The sequence below is a fragment of the Terrabacter koreensis genome, assembly GCF_054783315.1.
Window position 1 is genome coordinate 799,437 of sequence record NZ_BAAGQU010000005.1, and the last position, 13,162, is coordinate 812,598.

The window sequence follows — 13,162 nt, forward strand, 5'->3', positions numbered from 1 at the left end:
CGCGGTAGTGCGCGAGGATCGCAGCGAGCGCCAGCGAGCGAGGACCGGAACGCACGTCGGCGCGCGAAAGGACAAGCACGTATGAGCGGTCACGACGCTTCAGGCCACCTGCACGTCAGCCCCGAGTCCAAGGCGCCGTATGCCGCCGACGTCCTCGAGAAGCTCTACGCCGACGCCGCCGAGGTGGTCGCGCGCTACCCGCAGAAGCGCTCGGCGCTGCTGCCGCTGCTGCACCTCGTGCAGTCGGTCGACGGCTACGTCACCGGCCGCGGCGTGAGCTTCTGCGCCGAGGTGCTCGACCTCACCGAGGCCGAGGTCAGCGGCGTCGCGACGTTCTACACCCAGTACAAGCGCCACCCCAACGGTGAGTACACCGTCGGGGTCTGCACCAACACGCTCTGCGCGATCATGGGCGGCGACCTGATCTTCGACCGGGTCTCCGAGCACCTCGGCATCGGTCACGACGAGACGACCGAGGACGGCAAGATCACCCTCGAGCGCGTCGAGTGCAACGCCGCGTGCGACTACGCGCCGGTCGTCATGGCCAACTGGGAGTTCTTCGACAACCAGACGCCCGAGAGCACGATCGGCCTCGTCGAGGACCTGCGTGCCGGCAAGGACGTCGCCCCGACGCGCGGCGCCGCGAAGGTCTGCACGTTCAAGGAGGTCTCGCGGGTGCTCGCAGGCTTCCACGACGGACGCGGCGACGAGGGCGTGGGCGCCGGGCCGGCCTCGCTGCTCGGCCTCAAGATCGCCAACGAGAACGGCTGGGTCGCCCCGAGCTCCAACGGTTCCGGCCGTTCCGACGGCTCCGGCGCCACCTCAGACGGGAAGGGCTCGAAGTGACCGACACGCTGACCCCGATCCTCACCAAGTTCTGGGACGACCCCCAGTCCTGGACCCTCGCGACCTACGAGCGCCACGACGGCTACAAGGCCCTCGAGAAGGCGCTGGACATGGAGCCGCAGGCGATCATCGACGCCGTCAAGGACTCGAGCATCCGCGGCCGCGGCGGTGCGGGCTTCCCGACCGGCATGAAGTGGTCGTTCATGAGCCCCCCCGACGGCGGCCCGCGCTACCTCGTCGTCAACGCCGACGAGTCCGAGCCGGGCACGTGCAAGGACGTGCCGCTCATGATGGCCAACCCGCACTCGCTCATCGAGGGGGTGGCCATCTCCTCGTACGCCATCGGCTGCGAGCACGCCTTCATCTACCTCCGCGGTGAGGTCGTCCACGTCTACCGCCGCCTGCTGCGCGCCGTCGAGGAGGCCCGTGCCGCGGGCTACCTCGGCGACAACGTCGGCGGCAAGGGCGTCAAGGTCGACATCACGGTGCACGCCGGCGCCGGCGCGTACATCTGCGGCGAGGAGACCGCGCTGCTCGACTCGCTCGAGGGCCGTCGCGGCCAGCCGCGCCTCAAGCCCCCGTTCCCCGGCGCGGCCGGTCTCTACGCCCGGCCCACGTCGGTCAACAACGTCGAGTCCATCGCCTCGGTGCCCGGGATCATCCTCGAGGGCGCCGACTGGTTCAAGGGCATGGGCACCGAGAAGTCCACGGGCTTCGGCATCTTCAGCCTCTCGGGCCACGTCACCAACCCCGGCCAGTTCGAGGCGCCGCTCGGTATCACGATGCGCGAGCTCATCGAGCTCGCGGGCGGCATGCGCGGCGGCAAGAAGCTGAAGTTCTGGACGCCGGGTGGCTCCTCGACGCCGATCTTCACCGACGAGCACCTCGACGTGCCGCTCGACTTCGACTCGGTCGCCGCGGCCGGCTCGATGCTCGGCACGCGTGCCCTGCAGGTCTTCGACGAGACCGTCTCGGTCGTGCGCGCCGTCGCCCGCTGGACCGACTTCTACGCCCACGAGTCCTGCGGCAAGTGCACCCCGTGCCGTGAGGGCACGTGGTGGCTGCGCCAGATCATGGACCGCATCGAGAACGGCCAGGGCACGCAGGACGACATCGACAAGCTCGTCGACATCTGCGACAACATCCTCGGCCGCAGCTTCTGCGCCCTCGGCGACGCGGCCACGAGCCCGATCACGTCGGCCGTCAAGTACTTCCGCGAGGAGTTCGAGGCCGGCATGCACACGCCGGCCCACGAGCTGTTCCCGCCGGAAAACTCGGTCCTCTTCCCCGTCCAGACCAAGGAGTCCAGCGGGATGGTGTCCGCATGACGACGACCGCCTCCACCCCCACGGAGACCAAGCCCGACCAGGTGAGCCTGACGATCGACGGCGTGCCCGTCAGCGTCCCCAAGGGCACGCTGGTCATCCGGGCCGCCGAGCAGGTCGGCATCGAGATCCCGCGCTTCTGCGACCACCCGCTGCTCGACCCCGTCGGGGCGTGCCGCCAGTGCCTCGTCGACGTCGCGATGCCCGACCGCGAGGGCAACGTCCGCCCGATGCCCAAGCCGCAGGCTTCGTGCACGATGACGGTGTCCGAGGGCATGGTCGTCAACACGCAGAACACCTCACCGGTGGCCGACAAGGCGCAGCAGGGTGTCATGGAGCTGCTGCTCATCAACCACCCGCTCGACTGCCCGGTCTGCGACAAGGGCGGCGAGTGCCCCCTGCAGAACCAGGCGATGAGCGCCGGTCGTCCGGTGTCGCGCTTCGAGGACGTCAAGCGCACCTACCCGAAGCCGGTCAACATCTCCTCGCAGGTCCTGCTCGACCGCGAGCGCTGCGTGCTCTGCGCGCGGTGCACCCGCTTCTCCGACCAGGTCGCCGGTGACCCGTTCATCGCCCTCGTCGAGCGCGGCGCGCTCCAGCAGATCGGCATCTACGAGGAGAAGCCCTTCGAGAGCTACTTCTCCGGCAACACCGTGCAGATCTGCCCGGTCGGTGCCCTCACCGGTGCGGCCTACCGCTTCCGCAGCCGCCCCTTCGACCTCGTGTCGACGCCGTCGGTCTGCGAGCACTGCGCGAGCGGCTGCGCCATGCGCACCGACCACCGCCGCGGTGTGGTGCTGCGCCGCATGGCCGCCGAGGACCAGCTGGTCAACGAGGAGTGGAACTGCGACAAGGGCCGCTGGGCGTTCACGTACGCCACGCTGCCCGACCGCATCGAGCTGCCGATGGTGCGCGACACCGACGGCCGGCTCAAGGTCGTCGGCTGGCCCGAGGCCCTCGCCGCCGCCGCGGCGGGTCTCGCCGGCAAGAAGGCGGGCGTGCTCGTCGGCGGTCGTGTGACCACGGAGGACGCGTACGCGTACGGCAAGTTCGCCCGTGTCGTGCTGGGCACGAACGACGTCGACTTCCGCTCACGGCCGCACTCGGCCGAGGAGGTCGCCTTCCTCGCCGAGCACGTCGCCGCGACGGGCCCCGAGGGTGGCGCCGTCACGTACGCCGACCTCGAGGCGGCGGGCGCCGTCCTGCTCGTCGGCTTCGAGCCCGAGGACGAGAGCCCGATCGTCTTCCTGCGGCTGCGCAAGGCGTTCCGTCGTCGCAAGACGCAGGTGTATGCCGTCTCGTCGCACCCGACGCGCGGACTGACCAAGCTGGGCGGCACGCTCATCCCGACGGTGCCTGGCAACGAGGCGGCCGTGCTCGGCGACCTCGGCTCGACCGAGGTCGGCGCCAAGGCACGTGAAGCGCTCGGCACCGGCGGCATCGTGCTCGTCGGTGAGCGTCTCGCGACGTCGCCCGGCGCGCTCCGTGCCGCAGCCGACCTCGCCGCCGCCACCGGGGCCCGCCTCGCGTGGGTGCCGCGACGGGCGGGGGAGCGCGGCGCGCTCGAGGCCGGTGCGCTCGGTGCCCTGCTGCCCGGCGGGCGCCCGGTCTCCGACGCCACTGCCGTGGCCGACGTCGCCCGCGTGTGGGACGTCGACCACCTGCCGCAGGCCGCGGCCCGCGACACGGCCGGCATCCTCGCCGCGGCCGCAACGGGTGACCTCGACGCGCTCGTCGTCGGTGGCGTCGACCCCGCCGACATCGGCGAGCCGGCTGCCGCTGCCGCCCTCGAGAAGGCGTTCGTCGTCTCGCTCGAGCTGCGCGAGTCGGCCGTCACCGCCGTCGCCGACGTCGTGTTCCCGGTCGCCGCCCAGGCGGAGAAGGCCGGCAGCTACGTCGACTGGGAGGGCCGCGTCCGCGCCTTCGAGGAGGCGCTCGAGAGTGGCGCCGTGAGTGACCACCGCGCCCTCGACATGCTCGCGAGCGAGATGGGCTTCTTCCTCGAGACCCGCACCCAGCGCGAGATCCGCGACCAGTTCGTGGCCCTCGGGCCGTGGACCGGTGCGCGAGCCACGACGGCACCCGCCGGCCAGCGCGCCGCCGGGGCGCCCTACGGCGAGGGCGATTTCGTCCTGTCGACGTGGGCGACGCTCCTCGACGCCGGCCGCATGCAGGACGGCGAGCCGTTCCTCGCCGGCACCGCGCCGCTGGCCGTCGCCCGACTGTCCGAGGCCTCCGCGGCCGGGCTCGGCGTCGCCGACGGCGACCTCGTCACGGTCACCGGTCCGGCCGGTAGCGTCACGCTGCCCGCCGCCGTCACCGTCGGCATGGTCGACGGCGTCGTGTGGCTGCCGACCAACTCCCGTGGGGCCGACCAGATCTGTTCCGTGCGCGCGGGCCTCGGCAGCGATGCCGGTGGACGCGTCACCGTCACGAAGGGTGGTGCCGCATGAGCTTCGTGACGGCATACGGGGTGGCCGCCGCGCTGCCCATGGAGAACCCCACGGCCGACTTCAGCGACACCCCCTGGTGGGTGGCCCTGATCAAGGCCGTCGGCGTCTTCGTCTACCTGCTGCTCTCGACGCTGCTCGTCATCTGGTTCGAGCGTCGCGTCATCGGCCGCATGCAGCAGCGCCCCGGCCCCAACCGCAACGGGCCCTTCGGCCTGCTGCAGACCCTCGCCGACGGCATGAAGTCGATGCTCAAGGAAGACATCACCCCGGCCAACGCCGAGAAGTTCATCTACACGCTGGCGCCGCTCATCGCCGCGACGATGGCCTTCGTGTCGTTCGCGATCATCCCGCTCGGCGGCACCGTGTCGATGTTCGGCCACGAGACGCCGCTGCAGGTCACCGACGTGCCGATCGCCGTGCTGCTCGTGCTCGCGGTCGCCTCCGTCGGCGTCTACGGCATCATCCTCGCCGGCTGGAGCTCCGGCTCCACCTACCCGCTGCTCGGTGGCCTGCGCTCGACCGCCCAGGTCATCAGCTACGAGATCGCCATGGGCCTCTCGCTCGTCGCGATCTTCCTCTACAGCGGCTCGATGTCGACCTCGGCGATCGTCTCCGCGCAGAGCTCGCTCTGGTACATCCTTCCGGCGTTCTTCTCCTTCGCCGTCTACGTCATCACGATGGTCGGCGAGACCAACCGTCTCCCGTTCGACCTCGCCGAGGGTGAGGGCGAGCTCACCGGTGGCTTCCACACCGAGTACTCCTCGATGCGCTTCGCCATGTTCTTCCTCGGCGAGTACGTCAACATGTTCACCGTCTCGGCCCTGGCCACCACGCTGTTCCTCGGTGGCCCGCAGGCCCCGCCGCTCATCTCGGCGATCAACGACAACATGTTCGGCGGCGGCTGGTGGGGCCTGCTGTGGTTCACCCTCAAGCTCTGGGTCTTCATGTTCATCTTCGTCTGGCTGCGCGGCTCGCTGCCGCGCGTGCGCTACGACCAGTTCATGCGCTTCGGCTGGAAGTTCCTCATCCCGATCACGCTCGCGTGGGTCGTCGCCGTCGCCTTCATCCGCGGCGCGCAGCTCGGCTTCCTCGGTGACAGCAAGCTGACGTTCGCCGGGCGGGAGCTGTCCGTGGCCACCGTCGTCATCGTGAGCATCGTGGCCGTCATCGCGCTCGCCGCGGCCTGGATCTGGGACGACAAGCGCGCCGCCAAGGCCGCCGCCGAGGACGAGGCCCCGCCGGAGGAGATCGACCCCTTCGAGGGTGGCTACCCGGTGCCGCCGCTGCCCGGCCAGCGCCTTGCCGAGCCCGGGCCGCGCATCAGCGCGACGCGCGAGCCGGTCCTCTCGACCGCCAGCACGACTTCCGCCACCTCGACTTTCGCCAAGGAGGAGGACCATGGCTGACGACACCGTCGGCAAGGACGTCACCCCAGCGGGGCCCAAGGGCTCCGAGGTCGGTGCGCCGCGCGCGCAGCGATCCGGCTCCGACGACCGTGAGAAGGGCTTCCTGTCCGAGCTCTTCGCCCCCGTCGCCGGCTTCGGCGTGTCCTTCGGCACGATGTTCCGCAAGGTCGCGACCGAGGAGTACCCCGAGAAGCCGCGCCCGACCGCGCCGCGCTTCCACGGCCGCCACCAGCTGAACCGTCACCCGGACGGCCTCGAGAAGTGCGTCGGCTGCGAGCTGTGCGCATGGGCCTGCCCGGCCGACGCGATCCTCGTCGAGGGCGCCGACAACGACGACACCCCCGGTGGCGCCGGTCGGTTCAGCCCCGGTGAGCGCTACGGCCGCGTCTACCAGATCAACTACCTGCGCTGCATCTTCTGCGGCCTGTGCATCGAGGCGTGCCCCACCCGTGCGCTGACGATGACGAACTTCTACGAGCTCGCCGACAACGACCGCGGCAAGCTGATCTTCACCAAGGACCAGCTGCTCGCCCCGCTGCAGACCGGCATGCTCACGCCGCCGTTCCCGATGGCCGACGGCCTCGAGGAGCGCGACTACTACCAGGGCAAGGTCAGTGGTCCCACGGACGCGCAGAAGGCGTACGTCCACGACCGCGACGCCGCCGCCTCCGACGGTGACGGCCTCGACGACGACGGCAGCACCGCGCCGTCGATCACGGGCGCCGCCGGCCGTCCGGGCAACGCCGCTGCCGCGGTGCCCGGCGCCCACGACCTCGTGCACTCGTCGAACCCGACCGCGCCGCAGACCCGGGAAGGGGCCAACCCGTGACCTCCACCGCCGAAGCCGTCGGCTTCTGGGTGCTCGCGCCGATCGCGGTCATCGCCGCGCTGGGCTTGCTCTTCGCCAAGAAGGCGGTCCACGCCGCCCTCGGCATGGCGCTCGTCATGTGCATCCTCGGCATCTTCTACATCATGCAGAAGGCCGACTTCCTCGGCGTCATCCAGGTGTTCGTCTACACCGGCGCCGTGATGATGCTCTTCCTCTTCGTGCTGATGCTCGTCGGCGTCGACTCGTCCGACTCGGTCGTCGAGACGATCAAGGGACAGCGCTGGGCCTCGTTCCTGCTCGTGATCGGCCTCGCCGGCGTGCTGTTCTTCGCCATCGGTGCCGCGGTCATCGACGAGACGACCGTGCAGTCCGGCATGGACAAGCTCGTGGCCACCAACAAGGAGACCGGCAACGTCACCGGCCTCGCCGAGCTGATCTTCGGCCAGTACGTCTGGATCTTCGAGGTCACCTCCGCGCTGCTCATCACCGCAGCCCTCGGCGCGATGGTGCTCGCCCACCGCGAGCGGCTCAGCCCGCGCATCACGCAGGCCGAGTGGGCCGCCAAGCGCGTGCGCGACAACAAGAACGTCGCCGGCCTGCCCGCCCCGGGCGTCTACGCCCGCCACAACGCGGTCGACACCCCGGCGCTGCTGCCCGACGGCACGCCGAGCGACCTGTCCGTCTCGCGCGTCCTCGTCGCGCGCGACCAGGTCGCGACCACCGACGCCCTGCGGGACGTCGAGCGCCACATGGCGCGCGAGATCGAGGAGGGTGGGTCCAAGTGAGCCCCATGCACTACGTCTACCTGGCGGTGCTGCTCTTCGCGATCGGCGCGGCCGCGGTGCTGACGCGTCGCAACGCGATCATCGTCTTCATGGGCGTCGAGCTCATGCTCAACGCGACGAACCTCGCCCTCGTCACCTTCTCCCGGATGCACGGCGCCCTCGACGGGCAGGTCATGGCCCTGTTCGTCATGGTCGTCGCCGCCGCGGAGGTCGTCGTGGGCCTCGCCATCATCATGGCGATCTTCCGCGCCCGCCGGTCGGCCTCGGTCGACGACGCCAACCTGCTGAAGCTGTAAGGAGCGCCGGCCAGAATGGGAACTCTCGTCCAGACGCTTGCGAGCTCACCGAGCGCGCTGAGCACGTATGCCGCGGGCTTCGCCACGCACGAAGGTGAGGCGCACGCCGCGACCGGGGTGACGGCATACGCGTGGCTGCTCGTCGCGCTGCCGCTGCTCGGTGCCGCCGTGCTCCTCGTCGGCGGCCGCCGCACCGACAAGTTCGGGCCCGTGCTCGCGACCGCCCTCTCCTGGGGTGCGTTCGTCGTCGGCGCGCTCGTCTTCCTCGCGATGCTGGGGCGTGGCCCCGAGGACCGCGCCGTCGGCATCGACATGTTCGACTGGGTCGCCGCCGGCGCCTTCAAGGTGAGCGCGGGCCTGCTCGTCGACCAGCTGTCGATGACCTTCGTGCTGCTCATCACCTTCGTCGGCTCGCTCATCCACGTGTACTCCCTCGGGTACATGGAGCACGACCCCGACAAGCGGCGCTTCTTCGCCTACCTCAACCTCTTCGTCGCGGCGATGCTGCTGCTCGTCCTCGCCAACTCCTACCTGCTCCTCTACGTCGGCTGGGAGGGCGTCGGTCTCGCGTCGTACCTGCTCATCGGCTTCTGGAACTGGAACCCGGCGTACGCGACGGCCGCCAACAAGGCCTTCGTCGCCAACCGTGTCGGTGACTTCGGCCTGTCCATCGCCATCATGGTGATGTTCTTCCACTTCGGCGCCGTCGACTTCGCGACGGTGCTGGGGGAGGCGGGCACGAACGCCAACCAGGGCTTCATGACCGCCATCGGCCTCATGCTCCTGCTCGGTGCCTGCGGCAAGTCGGCGCAGTTCCCGCTGCAGAGCTGGCTCGGCGACGCCATGGCCGGCCCGACCCCGGTCTCGGCGCTCATCCACGCGGCGACCATGGTCACCGCCGGTGTCTACCTCGTCGTGCGCTCGGCGCCCATCTTCGAGGCCGCCCCCACCGCGCAGCTCGTCGTCGTCATCGTCGGCGCCATCACGCTGCTCTTCGGGGCGATCGTCGGCTGCGCCAAGGACGACATCAAGAAGGCCCTCGCCGCCTCGACGATGAGCCAGATCGGCTACATGATGCTGGCCGCGGGCCTCGGCCCCGTCGGCTACGCCTTCGCGATCTTCCACCTGCTGACGCACGGCTTCTTCAAGGCCGGCATGTTCCTCGGCGCCGGCTCGGTCATGCACGGCATGAACGACCAGGTCGACATGCGCCGCTTCGGTGGCCTCTCGGGCGCCATGAAGATCACGTGGGCCACCTTCGCCCTCGGCTGGCTCGCCATCCTCGGCGTGCCCCCGTTCTCGGGCTTCTGGTCCAAGGACAAGATCATCGAGGCCGCGTTCATCGGCGAGGGCTGGCGTCCGTGGGTCTTCGGCCTCGCCACCCTCATCGGCGCCGGCATCACGGCCTTCTACATGTCGCGCCTCTTCTTCATGACCTTCCACGGCAAGAAGCGCTGGACCGACGACGTCCACCCGCACGAGTCGGGCAAGCTCATGACCGTCCCGATGATGGTGCTCGCCCTCGGCTCCGCCTTCCTCGGCCTCATCATCGGCCCGACCGGCCTGTTCACCTCGTGGCTCGAGCCGGTCACCGGCGCCGAGCCCGAGGGCGCGCACCCGGTCATCCCGGTGCCGGTGCTCATGGCGCTGACGCTGGTCCTCGTCGCCGGCGGTGCCGCGTTCGCGTGGCTGCGCTACTGGCGCGACGACGTCGCGGTCACGGCCCCCGCCGGCAACCTGCTCACGCAGGCCGCCCGCAAGGACCTCTACCAGGACCAGGTCAACGAGGCCCTCCTCATGCGACCCGGCATCCACCTCACGCGCTCGCTCGTCTTCGCCGACGGCAAGGGCGTCGACGGTGCGGCCGGCGGGCTCGCTGCCCTCGTGGGCGGCACGAGCTCACGCCTGCGCAAGCTGCAGAACGGCTTCGCGCGTTCCTATGCCCTGACGATGCTCGCCGGTGTCGTCGCCATCCTCGGTGCACTGTGGGTGATCTCCTGATGACGACCATGTCCAGCGTCCCGTGGCTGACGATCGTGGGCCTGGTCCCGCTCGTCGGCGCGCTCCTCGTCGCCTTCGTGCCGGGCAGCGCCGAGAACGCCAAGCGGATGGCGCTCGGGTTCTCCCTCGTCACGCTCGTCGTGGGCATCGTGGCCGCGACGCAGTTCGACCGCGGTGCGAGCACCCAGTTCCAGCTCGGTGAGCAGCACTCGTGGATCCCGCAGTTCGGCGTCAGCTACTCGCTCGGCGTCGACGGCATCGCCCTCGTGCTCATCCTCATGGCGCTCGTCCTCACGCCGATCTGCCTGCTGGCGGCCTGGCGCGACGTGCCCGAGGAGGCCGGCCCCGGTGGTGCCCGGCGCACCAAGACGTACTTCGCGCTGCTCCTCGTGCTGGAGACGTTCATGGTGGGGGTCTTCGCGGCCACCGACGTGTTCCTCTTCTACGTCTTCTTCGAGGCCATGCTCATCCCGGTCTACTTCCTCATCGGCCGCTTCGGCGGTGCGCGCAGGCAGTACGCCGCGATGAAGTTCCTGCTCTTCTCGCTGGCCGGCGGCCTCATCATGCTCGTCGCCGTCATCGCCCTCTACCTGCAGGGCCCCGGCGGCAGCGACGGCTTCCTCATCGAGCGCCTCACCGGTCTCTCGCTCGACCCGACCACCGAGCGTCTGCTCTTCGTCGGCTTCTTCTTCGCCTTCGCGGTGAAGGCGCCGATGGTGCCGTTCCACACGTGGCTGCCCGACGCCGCCACCGAGTCCTCGCCGGCGACGGCGACCCTGCTCGTCGGCGTGCTCGACAAGGTCGGCACGTTCGGGATGATCCGCTTCTGCCTGCAGCTCTTCCCGCAGGCGAGCGAGTGGGCCACCCCGGTCGTCGTCGCGCTGGCCGTCCTCTCGGTCATCTACGGCGCGCTGCTCGCCATCGGCCAGACCGACATGATGCGCCTGGTGTCCTACACGTCGGTGAGCCACTTCGGCTTCATCGTCCTCGGCATCTTCGCCTTCACGAACGTCGGCCACGCGGGCGCCAACCTCTACATGGTCAACCACGGCTTCTCGACGGCGGCGCTGTTCCTCTTCGCCGCGATGCTCGTGCGCCGTCGGGGGAGCAAGCGCATCCCCGACTTCGGCGGCTGGCAGCGGGTCACGCCCGCTCTCGCCGGCATCTTCCTCGTGGCCGGCCTCTCGGGCCTCGCCCTGCCGGGCCTCTCGAGCTTCGTCTCGGAGTTCCTGGTGCTCGTGGGCAGCTTCCCGACCCAGCCGGTGGCGGCCGTCATCGCGACGTCCGGCATCATCCTCGCGGCGCTCTACATCCTGCTCATGTACAAGAAGGTCATGACGGGTCCGAAGCCCGAGGGTCTCGTGGGCGTCCGCGAGCACGACCGCCTCGACGAGCCCGGCCGCCGTGGCCTCACCGCGGTGCGTGACCTCACGACGCGCGAGAAGATCGTCGCCGCGCCCCTGATCGCCGCGTTCCTGGTGCTCGGCTTCCTGCCGAACCTCGCGCTCGACGTGATCAACCCGGCCGTCGACCAGACCCTGTCGCACGTCCAGAAAGCCATCCCGAACCTCAACCCGGCCGGCACCCTGGCCGAAGGGAGCTCGAAGTGACCGCCGTCGCTCCGCTGGCGCTGCCCGCAGCGTTCCAGCCGTCGAACGTCGACTACCTCGCGATCCTGCCGCTGCTCATCGTCTTCGGTGCCGCGCTCGTCGGCGTCCTCGTCGAGGCGTTCGCCCCGCGCGAGCGACGCCACGTGATCCAGGTCGGCCTCGCGGTCGTCGGGCTGCTCGGTGCCGCCATGGCGATCATCCCCGCGGCCGGGCACCAGGGCGTCACCATGGGTCTCGCCGACGGCTCGACCAACCGCCAGATGTTCGCCCTCGCCGTCGACGGACCGGCCCTGTTCATGCAGGGCACGATCGTGCTCATGGGCGTGCTCGGCATCCTGACGATGGCCGAGCGCTTCGGCGGCACCGGGCCTGACGCGTTCACGCCCAGCGGCGCCTCGACCCCCGGCTCGGCGAACGAGACGGCGGCCGCCCGCGCGGGCGCGCTGACCTCCGAGGTCTTCCCGCTGACGATGTTCGCGATCTTCGGCATGATGCTCTTCCCGACGACGAACGACCTCATCGGCATGTTCGTCGCGCTCGAGGTGCTCTCGCTGCCGCTCTACATCCTCTCCGGACTCGCCCGCCGTCGTCGCCTGCTCTCGCAGGAGGCATCGCTCAAGTACTTCCTGCTCGGCGCGTTCAGCTCGGCCTTCTTCCTCTTCGGAACGGCCCTGCTCTACGGCTACGCCGGCTCGGTCTACTTCGGTGATCTCAGCCGTGCCATCGCGAGCGGCCCGCTCGCGATGAACGGCCTGCTGCTGCCCGGCGCGTTCCTCGTCTTCGTCGGCCTGCTCTTCAAGGTCGGTGCGGTGCCGTTCCACGCGTGGACGCCCGACGTCTACCAGGGCGCTCCCACCCCGGTCACCGGCTTCATGGCGGCTTGCACGAAGGCCGCGGCGTTCGGCGCGATCCTGCGACTCGCGTACGTCGGCCTCGACACCGGCCGCTGGGAGTGGACCAACGCGCTCGTGCTCGTCGCCCTGCTGACGATGGTCGTCGGCGCGGTGCTCTCGGTCACCCAGACCGACATGAAGCGCCTGCTGGCCTACTCCTCGATCGCCCACGCGGGCTTCATCCTCGTCGGCGTGCTCGCCTTCGACCGCAAGGCGATCGGCGCCGTGCTCTTCTACCTCGTCGCCTACGGCTTCGCGACGATCGCCGCGTTCGCCATCGTCTCGCTGGTGCGCCAGAACGGCGCCGAGGCGACGCACCTGTCGCAGTGGGCCGGGCTCGGCAAGCGCTACCCGGTCGTGGCCGGCGCGTTCGCCTTCCTCATGCTCGCCTTCGCCGGCATCCCGCTGACCTCGGGCTTCGTGTCGAAGTTCGCGGTGTTCTCGGCGGCCGTCGGCACGGGCGGCGCCACCGGCACGGTCCTGGCCGTCGTCGGTGTCGTCTGCAGCGCGATCACGGTGTTCGTCTACGCCCGGGTCATCGTCCTGATGTTCTTCAGCGACGCCCCCGACGACGCGGTCGAGGTGGTGACGCCGTCGGTGTCGACGACGTTCTCCATCGCCATCGGCACGCTCGTCACGCTCGCCCTCGGCGTGCTGCCGTCCGCCCTGCTCGACCTGGCCGACCGGGCCTCGCAGTTCGTGCGGTGATCGGGAGCCG

10 protein-coding genes are annotated in these 13,162 nt (G+C 70.1%); all 10 read left to right on the forward strand.

Annotated elements, in window-relative coordinates:
• Window positions 1–81: 81 nt before the first annotated feature.
• Genes nuoE through nuoN form a run of 10 tightly spaced genes read left to right on the forward strand, consistent with a single transcriptional unit; the run spans window position 82 to window position 13,152 of the window.
• The gene (gene nuoE, locus ACYVNR_RS16010; protein ID WP_045186995.1) at window positions 82–846 is read left to right on the forward strand and encodes an NADH-quinone oxidoreductase subunit NuoE; all 765 of its coding nucleotides are present in this window, start codon (window positions 82–84) and stop codon (window positions 844–846) included.
• Window positions 843–2,174, forward strand: a complete 1,332-nt coding sequence (nuoF, locus tag ACYVNR_RS16015; RefSeq protein WP_461049286.1) for an NADH-quinone oxidoreductase subunit NuoF — start codon at window positions 843–845, stop codon at window positions 2,172–2,174. The genes nuoE and nuoF overlap by 4 nt, the downstream gene beginning before the upstream one ends.
• Window positions 2,171–4,624 (forward strand): NADH-quinone oxidoreductase subunit G, encoded by a 2,454-nt coding sequence (locus ACYVNR_RS16020; RefSeq protein ID WP_461049288.1) that lies wholly within the window; start codon window positions 2,171–2,173, stop codon window positions 4,622–4,624. Before nuoF ends, ACYVNR_RS16020 begins: the two co-directional genes overlap by 4 nt.
• Window positions 4,621–6,030: an NADH-quinone oxidoreductase subunit NuoH gene (gene nuoH / locus ACYVNR_RS16025; RefSeq protein WP_461049290.1), complete on the forward strand. Its 1,410-nt coding sequence runs from the start codon at window positions 4,621–4,623 to the stop codon at window positions 6,028–6,030. The genes ACYVNR_RS16020 and nuoH overlap by 4 nt, the downstream gene beginning before the upstream one ends.
• Window positions 6,023–6,859, forward strand: coding sequence for an NADH-quinone oxidoreductase subunit NuoI (gene nuoI, locus ACYVNR_RS16030; RefSeq protein ID WP_458801423.1), 837 nt, complete (start codon window positions 6,023–6,025; stop codon window positions 6,857–6,859). Before nuoH ends, nuoI begins: the two co-directional genes overlap by 8 nt.
• A complete protein-coding gene (locus ACYVNR_RS16035; protein ID WP_045186988.1) occupies window positions 6,856–7,644 on the forward strand; it encodes an NADH-quinone oxidoreductase subunit J in 789 nt (262 codons plus the stop codon). Before nuoI ends, ACYVNR_RS16035 begins: the two co-directional genes overlap by 4 nt.
• 5 nt (window positions 7,645–7,649) lie before the next feature.
• The gene (nuoK, locus tag ACYVNR_RS16040) at window positions 7,650–7,940 is read left to right on the forward strand and encodes an NADH-quinone oxidoreductase subunit NuoK (RefSeq protein ID WP_371860843.1); all 291 of its coding nucleotides are present in this window, start codon (window positions 7,650–7,652) and stop codon (window positions 7,938–7,940) included.
• A 15-nt stretch (window positions 7,941–7,955) separates the two neighbouring features.
• The gene (gene nuoL / locus ACYVNR_RS16045) at window positions 7,956–9,941 is read left to right on the forward strand and encodes an NADH-quinone oxidoreductase subunit L (protein WP_461049293.1); all 1,986 of its coding nucleotides are present in this window, start codon (window positions 7,956–7,958) and stop codon (window positions 9,939–9,941) included.
• Between the two features lie 8 nt (window positions 9,942–9,949).
• Window positions 9,950–11,551, forward strand: a complete 1,602-nt coding sequence (locus ACYVNR_RS16050; protein ID WP_461049398.1) for an NADH-quinone oxidoreductase subunit M — start codon at window positions 9,950–9,952, stop codon at window positions 11,549–11,551.
• On the forward strand, window positions 11,548–13,152 hold the full coding sequence (nuoN, locus tag ACYVNR_RS16055; protein WP_461049295.1) for an NADH-quinone oxidoreductase subunit NuoN: 1,605 nt from the start codon (window positions 11,548–11,550) through the stop codon (window positions 13,150–13,152). The genes ACYVNR_RS16050 and nuoN overlap by 4 nt, the downstream gene beginning before the upstream one ends.
• Window positions 13,153–13,162: the final 10 nt, after the last annotated feature.